Below are 20,145 nucleotides of genomic sequence, written 5' to 3' on the forward strand. Positions count from 1 at the left end.
GTTACTTTTCCTCCAATTCGAGTGTTTCACCAGGATTATTGATTTGATACAAAACCATCTTCTTTCGCTCCAAAGAAACGGGTTCTGGGGTAAAAGCTAAGCCTGCATGTTCAATGAAATCACGTTTATTCTTTTCCAAAGCAGCGATTGTTTTCCCATAAATCACGGCTGTATATTCTTGATGTTTAATGTCACTGACAACATCTTTTTCGATACTGATTTCGCGAAGAACAGTGCGGCGCAGTTGCAATAGTTGTTGGTAGTGTTGTTCTGATTGGTTTGTGTCTGCTAGTTGTGCATCAATTCTGACGAGTTCTTGACCCCATGAGGCTTGTTGCACTCTGGTGTCAGCTGGTAGCTGAATGATTTTGATGTCAAAATCTTCTAAATAAACAGACAGTAGTAAATGAAAATCAGAAATAATCGACTTTGAACTATTAATGCCCTCACTATCCAGGAAATCTAGGTCTTTGCCAGGCAAATTTAGTAAGTCAGCATATGTATTATCCTGCAACAAAATCGGCTCACCCTTACGCTTCACAATAATGTCCTTATAAGGTAAAAAATAAGGAATCGCAATCGGGCGTTTAGCGGCAATCTTATTTTTGATATAGGTCATTGATTTGACCTGGCTTTGCTTTGACTTTTTAATACCCATAATTACATATCCTCTTTTTTGTTTTTAGTGACTGAGTAGATGTCTGCGGTAGCTGGCTTATCGAGTTTGAAAAGCCCACGGACAATTTCTTGATACATCAAACCATTAGGGTTACTAGGACTTGGTAAGATAAAGAATATTGTTAACAAGGCATTGTTTATGATAAGAATCAAACCAAAGATACCAATATTATATGGAAAGGCTTGCTTTATCATGATGTAAGTGATGCCAAACATGATACCGACAATCGTGATGCGTTCCATCGTGAAAAAGAAATAGCGCGATACTTTTTTCCAAATATTACGCCCTGGGGTAAATTTTTCGTACATAAGACACTCCTTTATTTGTTAATTAGCCTGGATTGTAAATCAATCTGTGGTCATGATAACAAGTAATGATAAAAGTACAAAAAGTGGAACGGAAATATTTGACCTCTGCCCTGTTTAGCTATGAAAGAACAAAAAAACACCTCAATAATCAGCAATACACTGACTATCGAAATGTTTTGTGGTGTATGTATCCATATCTTATGAGTACCCTATGATGTATATATCAATATCTTATGGGTGCCTTATGGTGTATATATCTATATCTTATGAGTGTGTTATGATGTATATGTCTATATCTTATAAGTGTGTTATGATGTATGTATCATTACACCATAAGTATGTTATAATATAGGTATTGATAGTTTTACATGCCTGGATTGGTAAGTCTTTCGTTATTTCGTTTTGACAGATAAAATAACTAAGGAGCATTATCATGAGTAAAACAATTACATTTTCAGTCCCTAAAGGTGGCGCTGGTAAAACAACCGTTACTTTCAACTTCGCTGGTTTATTGAATAGTTTGGGCTATAAAGTCCTGTTAATTGACAGTGATTATCAAGGGAGTTTATCATCAACCTACAATCAATTTACCAACGATCAATCATTATTTAATGTCTTCAACGGTGGTGACGTGCTCATCCGTGGTATTAGCCCCCTGTTGAGCATTTTACCCGCAAGTCCTCGTCTTGAAGAATTAGACGGCTTATTGAATAGTAAGAATAACAAGCATTTCTTGATGATGATGTGGCTGCAAGATCATGTTGATTTAATATCAGATTACGACTATATCTTGATTGATACGCACCCCGGGTTCAATACAGTGACGCAAAACATGATTGCGGTATCGGATTACGTGGTTGTCCCCTTGATGCCAACAGATTATGGCTTTATTCAAGCAAAGAATCAATTCGACTTGCACTTTGAGTCCTTCAAAGCTGATGCCGTTGATGTGCGTACAAGGGAATCATTAATTGAAGCAAAACCAATTTATATTGGGACACAGGTTAAACACAACACCTCAATCAGCCATGAGTTTGTACGCATGACAAAAGATATGTCAGACTTTGTTGGTTACACAGTTCATCGAGAAATTTATAACTATGCCACCACGATTGGTGTGCCAATCATGCTCGCGGATGATACACATAAACATGACCTGAAAGCCGAAAAAGAGATTGCAGAAGTATACGGTCAGTTACTCGAAAGGATAAAAGATTAATAATGGACTACAACAAGAAAAAAGAAGCCGTATTTGATGATGAAGCATCAAAGGCACAATTAGCTAAAGCATTTGCTAAGCAGCCAGAAGAAGAACAAAAAGAAGTGACGTTAAGCGATGACTTCAATCTACCCAGCACATCACAGTTCCAACGAAAAGTTCAAACGACTTATACCATCCGACCAGATGTTAAGGAAGGCATTGATAAATTAGCAGCTGAACAAGGATTTAGATCAGCTAGTGCATTCGTTGATCTGATATTAGAGCAAGTTTTAAAACAAAAATAAAAAAGCGACTTACCATATGAGGTAAGTCGCTTTTAGTTTATTTCTTTATATCATCAGGATTGACTGTTGGATATGCTTTGTTAAAATCTTTTACTGTTTCAAAATAACTAATAGACTTAAAATCATTTGATATGACACTTTTTGCGACTTCATCAAGAGCACTGGTGTCTAGGGAATCATTAGATATAGTTGTAGTAGTGCCAAAATTAGTTGACGCGTTATGTTTATTTTCTTCATTCAACAAACTATATTGATGCGCCCATTCTATAAATTGTTGTTTATTCCAGTTTGTGAACTGTGCTTTTGTTCCTATTCCAAAAACATGCCCTTTCATTTTCTCGGCCTTTTCAGCATATTTTTTTTGGTTCTCTTCATCTCGGTTCTTTTGTGAAGAAGAAGAAGCTTTAACACTAGATTGGAAAGAAATTGTTTCTGATTCAGGTTTAGCCTTATTTTGGTTAAGTAGTATTAATGACAATATAATAACAATAACGATACCAAAGCCCACAACTGTTAACCACAATTTATTTTTTTTAATTTTGTTCATGATAACCTTTCCCTTAAACGGTTATTATCATTTTAACCAAAATTTGTTTGAAAAGAAAGGCACAAACTAATTTTTAGGATGTTCTTTGTTATATTTTGCGATAGAGCGATCAATAGCTGCTCTAGCAATCGCTTGATCGTGCGCCTTTCTCTGTTCTTTTGTCATTTGCGTTATTGGAATCTTAGTTGTCGCCTGATTTGTTTCTAGAGTAGACATACCAGTGCCTTGTGCAGTATCAAATTGAGATTGACTTGATGGCATAGACGGCTCATGACTTGAACTGATTGATGACGTTGATGTTGATGTTGGGCCAGTATAACCAGCTGGTGGGTTTAACGGTGCCACGGTTCCCCCATCTAGATATTTCTTATTTCCTGTTGGCTTTGGGGCTGGAGCAAAGCGAGGAATTGGAGTTGAGTCTTGTTGTTCAATCGCACTGTCACTGTTTGGATTGTTTTTATTTTCTTGACGTTCTATACTGTTTCTCGCGCGGCTAAGCGCTTCATGTGCACTGTTGTGTTGTCCAACAGTTTGATCCAAAGCCCGATTTGGATCGACTGGTGTATGCCGCTGATTAAATGCGTCAACAGCTTGTTGTCCGCCCTCGAAACCATCTTGGATGCTACCGGCGTAATTTTTAGCGCCTTCAACTGCCTTATTTACTCCGTTCTTGGCTCTGCTTAGAGCTGCTTGTCCAGTGGCTTTCGCACCATCAAGTGCCGCTTGTCCACTACTTTTGACTAACTGTGACGGATTTTTAACCGCTCCAGCTACACGGCCAACTCCTGAAGCGAACGCTGCTGCCTTACCGGTGCTACCATTTTGCTCAGGCGCGCCTTCTATTGTATGGTCTTGCTTGTTGGCATTTTCTAAGCCCAAAGGATGGCGATTAGCGAGATTTTGAGCTGACTCTCGATTTTTCTTCTGTTGCGATGGTGATACTGCTTGTAACCCCTTACCAATGTTTTGTTTAGCTGATTTAGCCATACCACCAACCATTCGTGAGGCCTGACTCGCTAACATCATTGACGCCACAGGATTATGCCCTGAACGAACGCCAGTCCATTGTTCTATCATTTCAAAACCACTGAATAGGCCTTTTCCACCAGCGTATAAGGCGGCAATTGATAGGATAGTAAACGGCCAGACAGTTAAATTCAAAGCGTTTATTGTGTTGAACGCAAATTCAACCCAAGCGAAGAAGAAAATTAGCGAAATGGGCATCATTACAATGCCAGTAATTTGCCCTTCTATCATACTTAAGATTTGTTGTGCACGTTTACCTTGTGTCCCATCTCGCAAACCAAAGTAAACAATTGAACCAGACATAAAGGCCATTTTGTAAATTGAAGAAAACAAACGCATAATAGCACCACAAACTACGAAAATAAAGACGATTTCCCCAGCAATGATACCTAACCAGTTTGTTTTCATGACAGGATATTCGTCTGCGAATGTCTTACCTAGTACAAGCGTTCCCCCTGTTGTATCTACAAGTTTGGATTCGTTTCCACCAATTTTTTTCGTAAATACTTTCTTTTGATCATCGTTTAAGCCATCAGTGTATCCCTGATCACTCATCACTGAATGGTAGTCGGACCCAGTAATTGATTTACTGTCAATGCCATGTGTTTTTGAATCTTTTTTATAAAGATCCATGTCAAAATTTACTTCAGCTAGGGTTTTCAAATTTATTGAATTTCCTTGCCATAATTTGGTTAGCACACTAACGTTCCCATTTCCCATAATATCCTGAGAAGCGGAAGTACCTATTGTAGTGAGCATACTGATAATTAAAGGCATAGCCGTGATGATAGCCATTGTAATTGAAATGCCTTTTGGCCATTCGCGTCCTTTTCGGCCATCGGTAATGATGAATTTTATCCATTGGACAATCATCATCAAGCCAAACGCCACGAAACCAAGATAAATCATATCACGTATGATCAATCCCAAATTCCATCTTTGATACACACCATTGTTTGGTGAAAAGAAAATATTTAAGAAATCAAGTAACTTAAATGAATTTTGATAGGCATCAAGAACACCTGAGCCAAGATAATAAAAGATTAGGGCGATACTGTGCATGAACAGCATCACTAAAGTCAGGAATATATGAGGCATGGGTGAAAGATATTGTGACCAGTCTTGATAAAAACCAGTGGTTGGGCCGCCAGTCGGCAGTGTCATCATTAATGTATTAAGCATCGACATTTTCTCCTTGAGTTACTTCAGCTAAGGTCTTATAGAAAGTCCATAAGTAACTTGGCTCATTATTTAGCAATCGTAGAACGGTTGCATAGTTATTATTTTCTGGTACTTTGAAGAATTCACCATCGGACAGGAAAGCATAAGCAGTCGCTTGTTCTGGCGTGTTTTTACTTCTTGGTAACATACGTTTGAGTGCCGTTTCCATGCGCTTTCTTAATTGAACGTTATCTACTTGCTCCTCAGTCATAAAGGGTTCACTGAGATCAAGATTATCTTTCCAGTTAAGATACCGCTGTTCATCGGTTAGCTCATCAGCTGTGCTATCAGTGAACTTATTAGGTATCTCACCTTGTTGTCCTGTTTGATAGTCTGCAATAACTGCTTGAATGTTTTGATCATCAACGTCGGCAACATAGTTCGGTTGTATAACATCATCAGCGCTTGGGTTAGTCGTCAAAGCAACCTCTTGCATTAATTCTTCAAAGAAAGGTGTAAAATCTTTGTACAAGTCATCATAAGCTAATTGACTAGCCGCCGATTTGATATTTAAGTCCGCTGTATAGTAGTCGAGCGAGTATTGTTTGCCCAGAAGTTCGTAAGCAAACGGCATACGATAAGCGCCCGTAGAGAAGATTGGTAGTGGCCGGACATCATGCCCTTTCTTGTCACGTCGCTTAATTGTGCGAATGGTAATCATTTCTCTTTCACTCAGACGGCCAATGTCATTAGCCTCTAACAACCTGACTTTGTTGACCTGACTCTGACGATTACCCCGATCTTGTCTATCCAAACCAATTTGTGAGTTTACTGATTCAGTCTGCACCTCGACTTCGCCTAATTGCTTAGATAGCGCCTCATTTGTTTGCTCATCATTAGTTAAGATATGAAACCAATTGCCGGTATTACCGTTAATATCATTTGTTTCCATCTCGGAATAATGCAAACGCGGCTGTGTCAACGTCTGAATATATAAGTCAACAAGATGACCGTAAGTTAAACCACGGGTCAAAATATTAGTGAAGCCAGGAATACGTGGGAACATGGAAAACTCATTCAGTTTATACAAAATCCAGCTGTCCATCTTACGACGTGTAATGTTTGAGGCAATGTCTGTGTTAACAGAAAACACTTGTGAAATAAACAAGCTGGCCAAAGCAGAGAAATCATCGTTAGATTGTGGTGTGATAATAAACACAGCCATTGGATTTTCAGAATACCTTAGGATGACGGCTGGTGTTTCGTTTGTCCCAACAGGAGTAACCTGGTCTACTAAACAACGTAATAAGGGCTGCTTTGAGTAAGAATCAATTTTGGTCTTGCCATTTAATGCTTTTCGTTGTACAATTTTTCCAGTTACAATGAACTGTTGTTTGCGAACAGCCTTTGTATTTCCTTGATGGTTAAGGTCTAAAACAATTTGCCAATTCTTTGGTAAATGTTCATGAATAGGATAAGTTAGCGTGCCTGATTGAGACACGGTTAGCTTATCCTTTTCTATTACCTTCTTTTTACCAGCCGCATAAATGTGAATGCTAACGTGAACACCAACATATTCGCGGGAAAACTTAAGCTTTAACATTCTTGGAAACCCCAGGTCAGTGAGATTAATCGTATTGAAACTTGTCAAACGCGTAATCGATTCTGAGGCAAACAAGTTCAGACGATTCATAACAGAAAATGCGATAGAAGACTTGGTATCACCAGTTGCAGAAATATACTCCCCTGCGTTAAGGGTAATCATATTTCTAGCTGGCGTACGTGGCAGTTGACCAATCGTGGTAATGTATTTGGTTAAGCCATCACCTTCTTTATCACTGAACTTACTCATATCATTAATAAATTGCAGCACATTTGAGATAGTAACCATAGACTTATCCTGGTGTCTAACAGCAATGTCCAAAACCGTTAACATCACGGCTTGAATGGTACTTTCAGCAGCACCGTCCCAGACATCTTTGTGCGCTGATTCTTCACCACTTGAACCACCAATTACTTGCACCACTTTACGTAATTCCGTATTGGCACTATCCCAATCACCATCAAACGCATAATCAATGGCAATTTCTAGCGGGTTCCAGGACTCTGATTCACTCGGATTCATGATATTTAGAAGTTTCACTTCATATCCTGCTTTTCTCAGTGATTTATAACTCATCTTGGCATCTTCGTTTTTGGCATCGGTATCTAGAATATTCCATTTCACTTCTGCGCGACGAATAATGTCAATCAAAGTGTAACCTCGCATCTGATCCTTTGATGAACGCGTCATACCAGTTGTTTTGGCATGCGTGTTGCTCGGATCGATCCAATAATAGCCATCAAAGCCCCCAGTGACTAATTGTTGTTTTTCATACACTTTTGGGAAAAGTTGCATCAATTTTGGTCGAACAAGTTTGTAGATACCCTTGAATTCTAGGCTGTTCATACCTAATGGCCGCTTGAGCCATTGTAGTGCCCAGAGAAATGGGTGAATCATAAAGAACTCAAAAGTATAGCCCTGCGTGTGCAACACTGGTTGCCCTGGTGTCCCTTTGTAGTTCTTATTGCGGTCAGGAATCATCTTATAGGTTTCATCAACTTCACGAACTTCCGCAAAACGATTGGTGTTACGGGTTTGATCCCGATACAATTGAAACCAATCATACACAATTTTCAAGACATATCGCTTTTCTAACCACAGCAAGCTAATGATAAGAACACTGCCTGTGACTAAAGTTAATCGAAATAGTATCGTGAGTAGATTTTTTGGATGAAAGACGGTCATGGTCATATTGATCATGTCGCCAAAGTCTGGCCATTGGGCCACACCTGTTTGAATTAATGACATCATGGCTACGATATAGGGACCAACAACGCGAATAATAAAGTCAACCAGCGTCGTGATATACAAACTTGCAATGATGACTAAAATTGTCGTGATAATACCATAAGCCCAAAGAAACCAGGCTTGTCCGCGCCAACGAATATAACTTTGCCGCATAAAGTCACGTTCTGATTGATAATCTTTTCTAAAGAGTTTCATATTGTCCCTCCATGGTTGTCGAAATACGAGGCTGCCAATCACCGTATGGACTGGTTAACGAAGGTGGATTACCCACAGCTCGAAAGACAAACGTATTGTAATGAGCTAATTGCCCTTGGCGTTGTGCCATAATGGCTTGTGCGATAGGATCACTGACATAAGTCGCAATCGTATCATCAATGGGACGGACGCCGCGTGAGGGCTTATAGCCCACATCTGCAATATATTTGGCAATAGATGAACTAGTTACTTGTTCCCCATCTATATACTCATAACCAAGGTCAAACGATGAAATATAATGCGTCACTTCGATCGGATCAAAAACAATCCGTAACCCTTGCGCTCTAGCTTTGTCGTCTAACGTTTTTAACTTCAGAGAAACAATGCGTTCAATATCGACTAATGTTAGGACATCAAAGACAATCAAAGCACCAATACGTGCCAAAAATTCTGGACGATACCCGTCACCTTGTAAAGCTATCTCTAACTGCTCTTCAAAGTTAGCTTGCCTTTTCAAATCATTTTTAACGTAGTCCGATTTGGCATGGTGATTCATGATAGCCTTTGCCCCTGAGTTCGTTGTCATGATGACGATTAAGTCCTTGAAGTTAATCACACGACCATATTCATCACTCAACCGACCATCATCTAAGACTTGCAGCAACAAATCCATGACTTCTGGATCGGCTTTTTCAATCTCATCTAGCAATAAGACAGCGTAAGGATTGTGTCGTACTTTGGTTGTCAGTTGTTTTTTAAATCGTTCTAAACTCGTTCCAGCAAATTTAAACTCAGACATATCAAAACGAATGAAACTCTGTGCATCACCGAATAACAGATTGGCGAGTTGTTTAGCTGTCTCTGTTTTACCCACACCAGTTGGCCCTAAGAATAAAAATGATTCTGGCTTGGTGTTGTCCCCTAGTCCAGCTTCTCGATTGGTGATTTTCATTGTGATTTTATCCAATGGATGGTCTTGACCAATTACCCGCGATTTCAACTGCGTTGAAAGGTTGAGCAGGCGTTCATCAGTGGTTTGATTAATCACGTACTTCGGCACATGATAATCAGCATGGATAATATCTGCCACGTGATTTGACGTGACCTCGTCTTGATTTTCTAAACGCGCCAAACTTATCGCACTATCAAGTAGCATAATAGCTTTTTCAGGGAAGAAACGATCAGTGACATAACGCTCTGACAACTGCATAATTTGCGTTTGCACAGATTCTGGTACTGCAATCCCTTGTCCCATTCTGGTCGCCATTTTGCTCAAAATCCGCTGTGTTTGATTGTAACTGAGTTCAGATACTTCAATGAGGTCAAAGCGGCGCATCAATGCACCATCCTGGGCAATGTATTCATGAAACTCTTTAGTTGTCGTGGCACCAATAATTTGTAAATCATCCCGACTTAAAGCTGGTTTGATAATGTTTCCGGCATCCAACGCGCTGCCATTAGTGTCAGCACCTGTGCCCACAATTTGATGAATCTCATCTATAAAAGCAATCAAAGTCTCTTTGTGTGCCATCAATTCATCTAATATTTTTTGAAATTTATAAGCAAATGATTCCCCATCACTACCCTTCATCAAGTTAGCTAAACTGATTTGAATGATTTGTTTCTTGGCAAAGTGTGGCTCGTTACTTTGATAAAGTTGACGGGCTAAGTCTTCAATAATAGCTGTTTTACCAACACCAGGTTCGCCAACTAACAAGGGCGAGTTTTGAATTTGCTTGAGTAAGGAAATCAAAACACGTTGTGTCACGTTTCCACGCTCATAAGCTTGGTACTTTTCGGGATCCCTAGCAATTTTTTCACTAATATTGGTCGCAAACTGATCAAGATAAGGTGTGGTACTTGTATTTTCACTCATAATGACCACCTTCCCCAGTGACTAAGTTACCGTAATCTGGTGTCTCAATCATTTGTTCTTTTTCTTGCTCGTGAGCCAGCGTTAATTCACTAATCTCTTCTGGACTAAGATCCATGGCTGCCAACATCGCTTGACGTTCCTGTCGTAACTTTTCGTAGAGATCAATATCTTCCGGTGTTGTCATTGCGTCAGCCATTAGTTCAAAATCGCCCACTTCGTCCACCGCAATAAAATCGCCTGCGGGATTATAAATGGCTTTCACTTGGATATTTGTCCCACTTTCTTCAATGACAGCAATCATAGCCACCCCAAGTTCGGGGTCACCAGCAGGAAAGACCTCATGATAGTGAAGTGTTGCTAGTGTTAAAGCAATCACGGAAGGCGCGTTTTTCTCTTGGAATGATAAAATAGTGACTTCTGGTGCTTTGGTAATGGCTGTGATGTAACCATATAATTCTTTTGTTTGTGTCATGCTTTTCTCCTTAACGATGCCGCTGTGTTGACTGAAAATTCTGTTCGACGACAGCTAGTTTGTCGGGTTTAAAAACTTTTTTAGTTCTCACTTGTTTCTTCTCACCCTTTTCAAGATGTGATGATAAATATTGCGTCACATCGGTACTGGCTTGTAGGGCTTGATTTAAGATTTTCCCTGTTTGTGGGACATCAAGTGCTTTTAATTTCTTTGACCAATTGTCAATATAGGCAATGCTTTGTTGGCCTGGATCAATCCCAAGATTTTTAGAAATCACGTAGCTTGATAACTCAGCCTGTGTCTCCTCAATAGCAGTTGGCCAATTATCTTTTGATTGCGCAGAATGTAGTTTTGCGTGAGCCACTTCATGAGCTAAAGTATGAATCTTATCCGTGGGTGTTAAATCACTGCGCAATAAGATGTATTTTTTTGTTGGGTCTGACTTAGATTGTAGAAAAGCGCCTTTTGCTTGTCCTTGCCAGGTCATTGGGCGTTTGGCCAATTGATCATCAACACCTTGATCATAAACAGTTACTTTCATGGCTTCAGCGTACTTTAACAATGTTTTGTAGGCATTATCTAGATGTATAGGACTCTTATCCGTGGCTAAATCAATTGGCCGATTCGGTGATAACTCAGGCAATTGTTTTGTTGTTGCATTGGTTTGGCGGACGTCAAATAATGTCTCAACTGGATAGTGTTTAATTGTCTGCACGGGTAATTGTTTTGTGTTGGCTTGATTTTTTTGCTCAGGTGTCGCATCCGCCCAACGAATTCGTTCCCCATTGGTATCAATAATGGTTTTTAAATCAACGGGTGCACCAAATATTTTAATGCCAGTCTCGCCTTTGTTCACTTGAATCCCATCAGCTGACCATTGTTTATAGCCTTTTAATAGGGTGGCATCAGGTTTTTGTAATTGAATCAACATTGAGTTACGGGCAGAGTAATTTAACCCTGTCGCGGTGAAATCTAGTAGTTTTTTTAACGCACTCGGATCAGTTTGATAAGCGGTCACCTTCCCCATCGCCTCTTTGATAATGGCTTTGTTCTTTAAAGCGTTGTCTTTACGACGTTGTGCTTTAGTCATTTTTGTCTTGGCTGATTGTTCAAATGGCGTTTGCGCTTTGTTTTTAGCTGGGACTTTTGAGACACGGTCATCTTGATTGTCAAAAGGATTGTCTTGTGTTTCTTGTGCTGCAAGTTGTGATAATTGTTCAAGACGTTTCGCATTCTCACCCATAGATAAGGTCTGATAACCTGAGACACCGGCTTTTAATTGGTCGTTCCAATCTTTTCCTTTGATCGGAACATGGCGTTCTGCAACAATCATTTCGTTAGTGTTGGGATTTTTAAATTGAAAACGATCATAAAAATCAGCGGCTTTAAAACCTGCCTGGTCATTGTCAAAGGCAACAATAACCTTATTAAACTGTGCTTGTTTCGCGCCAATACTGTCATTTAAGAATTGCGCACCACGTTTGGCATCAGTGCCAGAGATAGATAACAAGGTGGCATTATTTTTGGTCAGCTCTTGATGATTCTGTTGCGCATAACTTAGTAAATCAATCGGACTTTCGAAAAGCACTAAAGTTTGATTGCCTTTGCCAAAGGTGATGTTATAACCAGTTGAGGTATCACTGCCAGCAAACACCTTTTTGGATGTCCCGCGCTTTTTAAAATGTTCAAAATCTTGCTCAGTCCCTTGTCGGTCAGCACCAACGATTTTGCCATTTACATCACGCCAAGGAAAGATAACAGGATTTTGATGCATCTGATCGTTTTCCCGGTAACGACTGCCCTGGACAACCGCGCCATGTTGGATTAGATTAGCGACAAAACGTGGATCAAGATGTCGTTGTTTTACTAAATAGTCTTGAGCTACTTGCGTTTCTTTAGTGCGATAAACCTTGTCATAATCGAATTTATAGGCAGGCTCTTTGGGCTGATAGAGTTTGTCAATATCAACCTTGTCTCCCTTAACATGACGGGCATAAGCGAGTTGATTGCGAAAAGCCTCTCCTCTACTATCCCCATCTTGTTTTCCCAACTCGTAGTAGTGAATGAAATCTATTAAATCACCTTTGACACCTCTAGAATTCCAAACAAAAAGATTTAATTTAGGTCGTACAACGAGGCTATCATGATCAATCATCCTAAGATCACTCGACGATGTTTTGTTATAAGCTATGCCTTTCCAATCACAGTAGCCTTGTATGGGTAATTTCTTTAATTGCGAGCGTTCTGCTTTACTTATCCTCATGACGCACCGCCTTGATCAGAGTCATGTAAATTGTCGAGTTTGGCAAAAGCCGCATCAATCGCTTCTGGATTATCTTCTTCTAGGTTCAACTTTGTCAATAATTGACGACCTAATTCAGTGACCAGTTGATCATTAAGAATTTTCAGGTCTTGACGGATTTTTTTCTTTTCGTCTTGAATTGTTTTTGCTTGTTGATCAAGTTGATCTAAGCGTTGATTTGCTTCATTTATGAGTGTTTTGATTGATTTTTTAGCCATAGTGGACTCCTTTTTTGTTAGATAACACAGTCACTATAACAAGAAATAAATATGTTACAAAAAGTGGAACGGAAATATTTGAGCATTAAGTCATGCCCCCAGACCCCCGGACATACACTTGACAGGCGTGGTTAATACCACACCTATCAATTACATTGGGGGTTCAAAAAAAACCACGCAATATCAAGCAGTTCTAGCTTAATATTGCGTGGTTTTATATTCCCTGCTGGCTGTTTAGTCTGTTCCATTCTTGCTTTTGTGACTACCAAAACTTTAACAAGCTAAGCAAATCTAAGGTCTAAAGACCAAAGATTTGGGGCTAAATTTGCAAGGTCAAGCACTATGTGTCGCTTTGCGAACCTTGCAAACCCGCCCTAGCCTGTTCTAGTTTGTCCGTTCACAACGCAATAAGAATTAAAAAGACGACACATCAGCCGTCAGGAAAGTGAGAACTCACATGAAATTATTTTACGTACGCTTAGAAACGCTCATTAACGGACACACCAGACGTTATGCCAGTACCGACAAAACAATCGTTATGACCGGTGGTTATCCTGTTCACTTTGAAATATATGGTATCAAGCGAAATGATAACTTTATTTTGGGGCATACACACACTGTATTACAAGAACGCTATGGACAAGATGTTGAATTGATACAAATTGATGAGGACGGTAACCAAGTATGACACGACAATATTATGATGATTTTTCAAAACTACCCTTAGCCAAAATGGCGCAAGCTATGACAGACATGACCTTTAACTACAATGAAACTAAGGTGCCTACTAGTCATTATAAAAAGCAATTGGGCAAAGGTTTTGAAGAGTTAATTGAAGCAAACCTGAGTGTATCGCTTGTGTCAACTATCTTTAATACTTTGCAAGCTTTGCAAAAAGAGAGTCCTAAATTATTTTATCAAGCCCTACTTTGTCTTGATACGAGTGTTAAACCAAGTAATATTACAGCTAGTCAATATCAGGCAATGGAATTTACTTGGTCACAGTTTGAATTAAATAAACAAAAGCATATTCTTGATAAGTCTTACGTGCAAATGTTTAACCAAGTTGAAGAAAATGGTCTGAGCTACTACCTAGATAATCAGGAGACACAAAATGACGACTTTTCATGACAAACGGGCACAAAACGATATTTATAAAGCACTGAAAAGTATATCGCAAATGTTACCATCATTACTTGAGGTCTTGCAAACATCCGTTGCCATTAAAAAAATGGCAATCAAAAATGATTTAGCCAACCTTAATTTTGCACTACCTTTAGTCGAAAATAGTCACTTCAAAAGCGTACTAGACGAATACAACGAAACGGAAGTGATTAACTTTTTAGCCAACATTGATGATTTAATTGATGAAATAACAGAGTCAATCAGACAAAATAAACAATACCTCAATGTAATAGAAGAATTAATGCAACATTAAACACAGGACAAGGAGCAGAATATGGCAATCGTTAAGGTTAAATATATGGAAATATTGGAAAGACAAATAGCCGTTAATGTATCAGACAATCTCACAATTGAAAAACAACTAGAGCAAGCAATAGAAATCGGTAGACAAATGTATCGTGATGAAAAAGTCGTGCTAGGTTCAGATGACTTAACTGTCAATGAAATTCAAGCAATGCGCAATGAATTTGCTACTGAATTTGAAAAAGTTTAATGAAAGAAGTCTAGATATGGCGCTATATGCTTTCACTTTAAAATTGATTGTTATTCTCGTATTCATTATGATAATCGGCTATTACATTGTGGGTGTGGTTAATATTGCCAGACGTCATGACGATGGATAGCCATGGTGATTTTTTCGCCATGTTCCCCAGACCCGCAAGCGGGATCGAACACGCTTCGCTCGCCTGCCCTAGCTCATGGGTGCCACTTCGCTTTGAGTCAAACAGTGTGCCACAACCAGTGACTTGTAAGCTGTGGTGGTTTTACCACAGCAACAAGCACTAGAACATAATAAAAGGGCTGCGTGAATTCGCTCTGCTCACCCTTTTATTATGCCCTGCTTGTGGCGCATGTTCTTCGTCAAAACGAAATAACACACCAATCTCAGGCAGGGCCGACAGGAAACTGGTTTTGCCTGGTTGGGTACATAGAGATTCAATTCTCAGGAGGACTATCATGACTCATCTCACTAAGTTCATTGCCAGCATTGCCGCACTCATTATCAAGCCTGGATGTCATTTTAATGGTCGTTAATGGCACAATGCTCTATGTTGTAATCACAATCGTCGGTTTTTATTTTATTCTAAGTTTAGCTTTCAAAAAAGCAGCCTTGAAAGTTTTGCGATGCTGGATTCAAACAGGCCAAACAAAAATAAAGGACAATCATTATTATGAACAAGAAAAAAATAACACCCGAATTAAATACTGAGACACTGCCAACAGTTGAAGTTAACGGTAAGCCTACTTATCCATGTCTAGCTCACGAAATTTTAGAAGACAAAATCTTTGGACCACGGGTATTAAGGCGTTTGAATCATCTATTAATGGCCCATCCTGATGGTTTATCTGAATCGGGTCATGATTGGTATTTTGGGTATTTAGTCTGTGCTTATACACAAACACACTATGGCGTTAAAAATTTATTAAACTATCCTTCTGTCACAAAAAAACTTTTTGTTTTATGTACGCAGCAAGTTGCTTAATGGAGGTTGAACAATGTTAATTTTTTGTTTATGCTTATTAGCAATGTTTGTCTGTTGGTTATTTGGCCACATTTTAGGTTACTTGATATATTTAGTGATTCTTTTTACGGGCCATATCATCAATTTTTGGGCATTTTACCTATCAATATTAACGTTGGTATTGATGATTCATTGGATTGGTATCACTCAATTAACTGTCATCCTAATATTAATTCTCGGCATTGCAATTATTTTGTTACTCAGTCTCTTTTTGACATGGCAATTAAGAAAACACTGAGAACACAAGAAAAGGTCTTGGATAAAATTATCCAAGACCCAGAGCGCATGGTTGATAAGACGCCTCTTACCAACCCCCACTATTGTACCATATATCAAGATAACGCCACATAGAGGAACGACTATGAATTACCGGGAATACCTTAAACGTTATAGAAATGATAGCCACCGTCGTCATGACGCTTTACCTGAACCAGGCAAAGCTGTTCTAATCGCGGCAGAACTCAGTCGACGCTATGCGCCTGACCAAATTACCATTCGCTCACGAGTAAGACTAGCACAGTGGTTTAATATTTCGATTCCTGCATTGATTCGGTTAGAACACCTGGTAGCAAACTATCATTATCATAAGTTCTGTCCGCTTAAACAAGCAACAATATCTCTGCCTAAAGTAGACAATAGATAGGTACCTTAATTAGTTGTTACGGTTAATTTGGTACGCTCTTGCAATTCTTGCTTGATGACGCTTAATTTTTCTCGATAGCTGCCATTTAAGCGGCCCACCTGTTTGGAAGTTGTTGCAAACCCTATTTTATGGTATTCAAAGAAGATATTAACTTCATCGCTGTACGGTTCATATATGATACGGACAGCATATAACGTATTCTTTTGCTTAGTAAACAACTTAGCAATATCTTGAACAATTTTGTCTAACTCAGTCATCGGAAATTACCACTGCTCTAATATCTTCAAAAAGTATTTGTTGTTGATCAATGACAACACCACGGTCAGTAAAGCCAGAAACAAGGCCGGTAATATTAGGTAACATATCACCATTGGCATGTTGTGTGTCTGTCTGAACAGTCGTTAATAAATAATTTGTGGTGGCAAACTGCAATTGATGCTTAATTTCTTTTAGAGGCATTCTTGGTAATCTTTTGTTTACAGTATGTCTCTTTTTTTCGTCATTATTTAAGCGTGCAGTATGATCTGACAGAAAGTAACCATTCCACTTAATTTTGCCGCGTTCTCGATAGTCATTTTTAAAATAATTGGTCACCATTTTACTAAAATCATCCGTCATAAGAATTTCCACCATTGTGTCCACCAACTAAAGTAGCGCGGTTAATGGCTGTTCCTCCTTCTGTTTTCGACATTGCACGCATGATAGCGGTTGTGCCGAATCTTTTTCGTAGTTCATCAACTACTTTATCAATTTTATTACTGTTAATTTGCTTTTCCGGCTGACTAAACAAATCAAGTTGAACCCCAACATCATCAATTAATCCGCCATAGTCGATGCCAATGTTACGAATGACTTCGCCTTGCCAATACTTTTCAAATAATGTGATCATGATCTGCATCAAATTTCGAGTATCATTGGTGGGCTGTATGCGTAATTGTTTCCTGAAACCATGCGAACCCTGCTTTTCAGCTTCAGCAAATGAATAACCAATGAAGAGGCTAACTAATGAGGTTTGTTTTTTGTGTGAGCGGATTCTGGAAGCTACCTGATCAGCCATTTCTCTGATGACCACTTCAATCTCATCACGCTTATGATAGTCCCTTGGTAAAACTTGCGAATTACTATAAGATTTGCTTTTGGGGACAATGACATCTGTCAATTCAGTACGATCTACGCCCCAAGACAGAGCATACAGTTGTTCCCCAATGATACCAAGTTTAGCGCGGAAAAAATAAGGATCTTGATGCGCTATGTCATAAACTGAATGAATGCCCATTTTGTCAAGTTTCACTGCTGTTCGATTGCCGATGCTCCAAATATCATTTAACTTGGTGATTGGCCATAATTTATTGGGCACATCATCATAATGCCATACGCCCATGAGCTGCTTGTCATGCTTAGCTTCAATATCCAGCGCAATTTTAGCCAAAACAGGCGAATCACCGATGCCAATCGTTAAATAAATACCCGTTTCCTTTCTGACCCGCTCTTGAATCTGACGTGCTACTTGTTCTGGTGTTGGTCCAAAAAATTCCCAGGTCTCTGTCAAATCAAGAATAGATTCGTCAATTGAGTAAGGTAATACCCTATCTTCAGTGGTATACTCCCGATAGATCTGGTTTATCTTCAAATTTTCTTGAATATATAGATTCATTCTTGGATGAGTAATGACAAGACGTTGGTCTTGAGGCAAGTCTCTTTGTCGCATGACATTAGTAATTCCTAAATTTTTTTTTGCCATTGGCGAAGCCGCTAATACTAGGCCCCCATTAGTATTTGCTTGTTCAGACATCACGACCAGGATAGACTTTAATGGATTAAGTCCGCGTTTCACGCTTTCAACACTAGCGTAAAAACTTTTGGAATCAATCAGCATGAAAACGCGTCTTTTTTCACTCAGATAGTTGTATTCAGATATGGCTAATGGTTCTTTATTTGCAATCATCGTTATAACCTCAAATAAGTAATGGACTCTTCTTTTATTATACGAACAAACGTTCCCTTTAGCAAGAAGTAATTCTCTTTTATTTTCAGTTAACTTTGTAGCTTTATAATATGTTTATAGTCAGTTGTATATGACTATCTCTCCTCCACAATTTATTTCCATTCTCTCTTATAAAAGAGCTGACTAACTCCCTAGTCAGTTTTTTTATTTAGTCAATTGTCAATAATTTTCCAAAAATACATTTTGTGCTATAATAAAGACATAGAAAAAGAGCCGTAGCGCGAACTACGACTCCTAGCAAACCCGTTTCGACGGTGGCTAAGCTTTTAAGTTAAATTGATAACCATTCGCTCATCCAAAGCTAAGAATGGTTATTTTTTTGCGCTGTTTTTGATCAACACAACAACTAAAGTGATTAAAGATAGGATAAACATCCCAAAACTAATCATTAGCTGTAATGCATCCGATACGGACACAAGGCCTCTCCTTTCCTAGAATCTGGGTTTACAGTTTTAACACCATAAGCACCACCTCCATTCAGGATAGCCACCATCTTAACTTGTTTGCTTTTAACAGTATATCATAATGCAAAATATGAATTGGTCTAAAATGGATTGACTTGTGAAATTTAGATAAATGGTGACTTTGTGAACAACAAAAATAAGGTAGAAATAAGTTTGTGAATTATCTTTTTTCACAAACAAAAAACAGGCCTTGAAAAGCCTGCCATAGCGTTACTTATGATAGCACGTGTTATGTTAACTTAAATTGGTCTAGTTTTGTCAAGATTTGTTACATTTACAATTTTGACGTTAAAAGAATCAAACTCGAAGGGTTACACTTGCTCATAAGTCAATAAGTAAACTATATCGACTGGTAGTAAAAAATATCTGAAATTAAACTGGAATCTTATTCAAGATGACACCATTTGAATAATAATTGTTCCAAAAACTATTATAATTAGTAAAACAGTTAGAATTGTTATAGACATTCCCAACTTATTTCTAGGATTAACAGCCCACCCTAAACCAATAGTTTTAGGCACAAATAGAGGCTCTCGTAATCCAGGAACTTTAGGGTAAGCAATCCAATATCGATAGATAGATGTAATAATTAATATTAGTGAGACGAATAAAACAAATATTGTGCTAAAGAAAATAATGATTCCATTATCTCTAGTGACCAATAGGAGCATAACGCTCAGCATGATCAATATCAAACAGGTAACCATAATTTTGTCAATTATGGCCAATTTTTTTTGAAGATGGTAAGAATTTTCTTTGTGGTGTAAATCGTTCATAACATCAGATCCTTCCTTGATAACGCTATCTAACGACTAATCAAAGTAATGAACTATACGAATAAGACTATCAATATCTGGCAACGTCTTGCCAGTTTTCCCAATTGGACACAGTCTTATTTGAAACTAATAGTTCGTCAGCCAGTTGAGATTGGGTCAAATTTTTCATAGTACGTTGACTTTTGATTATTTCAGATATATTCAAGATGATTATTCCATCTTCCAAAATTAATTTAATTCTTTCTTAGGATAAATATATCTCTAATCAACATTATTATCAATAGAAATACGTTTCTAATTTGAGTAATCAACATAAATATTTTATTGGCATGAATAATACAAATCAAAAAGCAGACCTTAAAGATAAAAATTAGATCTACTGTTTAACTTGTATTGACAGCTGTTATG

The 20,145-nt window shown here is 38.5% G+C and carries 22 protein-coding genes; 8 read left to right on the top strand and 14 right to left on the bottom strand.

The window, feature by feature from the left end:
* Position 1 precedes the first annotated feature (1 nt).
* Entirely contained in the window at positions 2-658 is a 657-nt protein-coding gene (locus C5L21_RS06050; RefSeq protein ID WP_133286170.1) for a hypothetical protein, read from the bottom strand.
* Between the two features lie 2 nt (positions 659-660).
* The gene (locus C5L21_RS06055; RefSeq protein ID WP_099044434.1) at positions 661-987 is read right to left on the bottom strand and encodes a hypothetical protein; all 327 of its coding nucleotides are present in this window, start codon (positions 985-987) and stop codon (positions 661-663) included.
* A gap of 433 nt (positions 988-1,420) precedes the next feature.
* Here C5L21_RS06055 and C5L21_RS06060 point away from each other — a divergent pair, with 433 nt between their 5' ends.
* Positions 1,421-2,206: a ParA family protein gene (locus C5L21_RS06060; RefSeq protein WP_133286171.1), complete on the top strand. Its 786-nt coding sequence runs from the start codon at positions 1,421-1,423 to the stop codon at positions 2,204-2,206.
* Between the two features lie 2 nt (positions 2,207-2,208).
* Positions 2,209-2,493 (top strand): hypothetical protein, encoded by a 285-nt coding sequence (locus tag C5L21_RS06065; protein ID WP_133286172.1) that lies wholly within the window; start codon positions 2,209-2,211, stop codon positions 2,491-2,493.
* Between the two features lie 37 nt (positions 2,494-2,530).
* Here C5L21_RS06065 and C5L21_RS06070 read toward each other — a convergent pair whose 3' ends face one another.
* From C5L21_RS06070 to C5L21_RS06100, 7 genes are all read right to left on the bottom strand, one after another.
* Positions 2,531-3,040, bottom strand: a complete 510-nt coding sequence (locus C5L21_RS06070) for a hypothetical protein (protein WP_241652882.1) — start codon at positions 3,038-3,040, stop codon at positions 2,531-2,533.
* Positions 3,041-3,106: 66 nt separating this feature from the next.
* A complete protein-coding gene (locus tag C5L21_RS06075; RefSeq protein ID WP_133286173.1) occupies positions 3,107-5,248 on the bottom strand; it encodes a pLS20_p028 family conjugation system transmembrane protein in 2,142 nt (713 codons plus the stop codon).
* Complete coding sequence (locus C5L21_RS06080; RefSeq protein WP_133286174.1) at positions 5,241-8,273, bottom strand: type IV secretory system conjugative DNA transfer family protein; 3,033 nt, start codon at positions 8,271-8,273, stop codon at positions 5,241-5,243. The genes C5L21_RS06075 and C5L21_RS06080 overlap by 8 nt, the downstream gene beginning before the upstream one ends.
* A complete protein-coding gene (locus C5L21_RS06085; RefSeq protein ID WP_133286175.1) occupies positions 8,260-10,149 on the bottom strand; it encodes an AAA family ATPase in 1,890 nt (629 codons plus the stop codon). Before C5L21_RS06085 ends, C5L21_RS06080 begins: the two co-directional genes overlap by 14 nt.
* On the bottom strand, positions 10,142-10,621 hold the full coding sequence (locus C5L21_RS06090; RefSeq protein WP_133286176.1) for a hypothetical protein: 480 nt from the start codon (positions 10,619-10,621) through the stop codon (positions 10,142-10,144). The genes C5L21_RS06085 and C5L21_RS06090 overlap by 8 nt, the downstream gene beginning before the upstream one ends.
* A gap of 10 nt (positions 10,622-10,631) precedes the next feature.
* Positions 10,632-12,884, bottom strand: a complete 2,253-nt coding sequence (locus C5L21_RS06095) for a toprim domain-containing protein (protein ID WP_133286177.1) — start codon at positions 12,882-12,884, stop codon at positions 10,632-10,634.
* On the bottom strand, positions 12,881-13,141 hold the full coding sequence (locus C5L21_RS06100) for a hypothetical protein (RefSeq protein ID WP_133286178.1): 261 nt from the start codon (positions 13,139-13,141) through the stop codon (positions 12,881-12,883). The genes C5L21_RS06095 and C5L21_RS06100 overlap by 4 nt, the downstream gene beginning before the upstream one ends.
* Positions 13,142-13,598: 457 nt before the next feature.
* Here C5L21_RS06100 and C5L21_RS06105 point away from each other — a divergent pair, with 457 nt between their 5' ends.
* The 6 genes from C5L21_RS06105 (at position 13,599) to C5L21_RS06135 (ending at position 16,200) form a co-directional block, all read left to right on the top strand.
* Positions 13,599-13,829 carry a hypothetical protein gene (locus C5L21_RS06105; protein ID WP_099044424.1) on the top strand — a complete coding sequence of 77 codons (231 nt, stop codon included), beginning with the start codon at positions 13,599-13,601 and terminating at the stop codon, positions 13,827-13,829.
* Positions 13,826-14,272: a hypothetical protein gene (locus tag C5L21_RS06110; RefSeq protein ID WP_133286179.1), complete on the top strand. Its 447-nt coding sequence runs from the start codon at positions 13,826-13,828 to the stop codon at positions 14,270-14,272. The genes C5L21_RS06105 and C5L21_RS06110 overlap by 4 nt, the downstream gene beginning before the upstream one ends.
* Entirely contained in the window at positions 14,256-14,579 is a 324-nt protein-coding gene (locus C5L21_RS06115) for a hypothetical protein (RefSeq protein WP_133286180.1), read from the top strand. The genes C5L21_RS06110 and C5L21_RS06115 overlap by 17 nt, the downstream gene beginning before the upstream one ends.
* Positions 14,580-14,600: 21 nt before the next feature.
* Positions 14,601-14,819 (top strand): hypothetical protein, encoded by a 219-nt coding sequence (locus C5L21_RS06120; protein ID WP_133286181.1) that lies wholly within the window; start codon positions 14,601-14,603, stop codon positions 14,817-14,819.
* Between the two features lie 679 nt (positions 14,820-15,498).
* A complete protein-coding gene (locus C5L21_RS06130; RefSeq protein ID WP_099044419.1) occupies positions 15,499-15,810 on the top strand; it encodes a hypothetical protein in 312 nt (103 codons plus the stop codon).
* Positions 15,811-15,840: 30 nt separating this feature from the next.
* Positions 15,841-16,200 carry a hypothetical protein gene (locus C5L21_RS06135; RefSeq protein ID WP_194037706.1) on the top strand — a complete coding sequence of 120 codons (360 nt, stop codon included), beginning with the start codon at positions 15,841-15,843 and terminating at the stop codon, positions 16,198-16,200.
* A 297-nt stretch (positions 16,201-16,497) separates the two neighbouring features.
* On the opposite strand, the gene C5L21_RS06145 is transcribed toward C5L21_RS06135, so the two are convergent.
* The 5 genes from C5L21_RS06145 to C5L21_RS09610 all read right to left on the bottom strand — a co-directional run bounded on the left by C5L21_RS06145 (position 16,498) and on the right by C5L21_RS09610 (position 19,963).
* On the bottom strand, positions 16,498-16,749 hold the full coding sequence (locus C5L21_RS06145) for a hypothetical protein (protein ID WP_133286184.1): 252 nt from the start codon (positions 16,747-16,749) through the stop codon (positions 16,498-16,500).
* Complete coding sequence (locus tag C5L21_RS06150; protein ID WP_133286244.1) at positions 16,742-17,110, bottom strand: hypothetical protein; 369 nt, start codon at positions 17,108-17,110, stop codon at positions 16,742-16,744. Before C5L21_RS06150 ends, C5L21_RS06145 begins: the two co-directional genes overlap by 8 nt.
* Positions 17,100-18,437: a Y-family DNA polymerase gene (locus tag C5L21_RS06155; RefSeq protein ID WP_133286185.1), complete on the bottom strand. Its 1,338-nt coding sequence runs from the start codon at positions 18,435-18,437 to the stop codon at positions 17,100-17,102. Before C5L21_RS06155 ends, C5L21_RS06150 begins: the two co-directional genes overlap by 11 nt.
* A gap of 371 nt (positions 18,438-18,808) precedes the next feature.
* On the bottom strand, positions 18,809-18,886 hold the full coding sequence (locus C5L21_RS09470; protein WP_350028672.1) for a putative holin-like toxin: 78 nt from the start codon (positions 18,884-18,886) through the stop codon (positions 18,809-18,811).
* A gap of 921 nt (positions 18,887-19,807) precedes the next feature.
* Positions 19,808-19,963, bottom strand: a complete 156-nt coding sequence (locus C5L21_RS09610; protein WP_416274413.1) for a helix-turn-helix domain-containing protein — start codon at positions 19,961-19,963, stop codon at positions 19,808-19,810.
* Between the last annotated feature and the right edge of the window lie 182 nt (positions 19,964-20,145).

This window comes from Leuconostoc citreum (assembly GCF_004354555.1).
Lineage (GTDB): Bacteria > Bacillota > Bacilli > Lactobacillales > Lactobacillaceae > Leuconostoc > Leuconostoc citreum.

What these genes read in the sequence shown, in the direction of transcription:
- C5L21_RS06050 (WP_133286170.1), bottom strand. Translation starts at nt 658, where the DNA reads ATGGGTATTAAAAAGTCAAAGCAAAGCCAGGTCAAATCAATGACCTAT.
- C5L21_RS06055 (WP_099044434.1), bottom strand. Translation starts at nt 987, where the DNA reads ATGTACGAAAAATTTACCCCAGGGCGTAATATTTGGAAAAAAGTATCG.
- C5L21_RS06060 (WP_133286171.1), top strand. Translation starts at nt 1,421, where the DNA reads ATGAGTAAAACAATTACATTTTCAGTCCCTAAAGGTGGCGCTGGTAAA.
- C5L21_RS06065 (WP_133286172.1), top strand. Translation starts at nt 2,209, where the DNA reads ATGGACTACAACAAGAAAAAAGAAGCCGTATTTGATGATGAAGCATCA.
- C5L21_RS06070 (WP_241652882.1), bottom strand. Translation starts at nt 3,040, where the DNA reads ATGAACAAAATTAAAAAAAATAAATTGTGGTTAACAGTTGTGGGCTTT.
- C5L21_RS06075 (WP_133286173.1), bottom strand. Translation starts at nt 5,248, where the DNA reads ATGCTTAATACATTAATGATGACACTGCCGACTGGCGGCCCAACCACT.
- C5L21_RS06080 (WP_133286174.1), bottom strand. Translation starts at nt 8,273, where the DNA reads ATGAAACTCTTTAGAAAAGATTATCAATCAGAACGTGACTTTATGCGG.
- C5L21_RS06085 (WP_133286175.1), bottom strand. Translation starts at nt 10,149, where the DNA reads ATGAGTGAAAATACAAGTACCACACCTTATCTTGATCAGTTTGCGACC.
- C5L21_RS06090 (WP_133286176.1), bottom strand. Translation starts at nt 10,621, where the DNA reads ATGACACAAACAAAAGAATTATATGGTTACATCACAGCCATTACCAAA.
- C5L21_RS06095 (WP_133286177.1), bottom strand. Translation starts at nt 12,884, where the DNA reads ATGAGGATAAGTAAAGCAGAACGCTCGCAATTAAAGAAATTACCCATA.
- C5L21_RS06100 (WP_133286178.1), bottom strand. Translation starts at nt 13,141, where the DNA reads ATGGCTAAAAAATCAATCAAAACACTCATAAATGAAGCAAATCAACGC.
- C5L21_RS06105 (WP_099044424.1), top strand. Translation starts at nt 13,599, where the DNA reads ATGAAATTATTTTACGTACGCTTAGAAACGCTCATTAACGGACACACC.
- C5L21_RS06110 (WP_133286179.1), top strand. Translation starts at nt 13,826, where the DNA reads ATGACACGACAATATTATGATGATTTTTCAAAACTACCCTTAGCCAAA.
- C5L21_RS06115 (WP_133286180.1), top strand. Translation starts at nt 14,256, where the DNA reads ATGACGACTTTTCATGACAAACGGGCACAAAACGATATTTATAAAGCA.
- C5L21_RS06120 (WP_133286181.1), top strand. Translation starts at nt 14,601, where the DNA reads ATGGCAATCGTTAAGGTTAAATATATGGAAATATTGGAAAGACAAATA.
- C5L21_RS06130 (WP_099044419.1), top strand. Translation starts at nt 15,499, where the DNA reads ATGAACAAGAAAAAAATAACACCCGAATTAAATACTGAGACACTGCCA.
- C5L21_RS06135 (WP_194037706.1), top strand. Translation starts at nt 15,841, where the DNA reads ATGCTTATTAGCAATGTTTGTCTGTTGGTTATTTGGCCACATTTTAGG.
- C5L21_RS06145 (WP_133286184.1), bottom strand. Translation starts at nt 16,749, where the DNA reads ATGACTGAGTTAGACAAAATTGTTCAAGATATTGCTAAGTTGTTTACT.
- C5L21_RS06150 (WP_133286244.1), bottom strand. Translation starts at nt 17,110, where the DNA reads ATGACGGATGATTTTAGTAAAATGGTGACCAATTATTTTAAAAATGAC.
- C5L21_RS06155 (WP_133286185.1), bottom strand. Translation starts at nt 18,437, where the DNA reads ATGATTGCAAATAAAGAACCATTAGCCATATCTGAATACAACTATCTG.
- C5L21_RS09470 (WP_350028672.1), bottom strand. Translation starts at nt 18,886, where the DNA reads ATGATTAGTTTTGGGATGTTTATCCTATCTTTAATCACTTTAGTTGTT.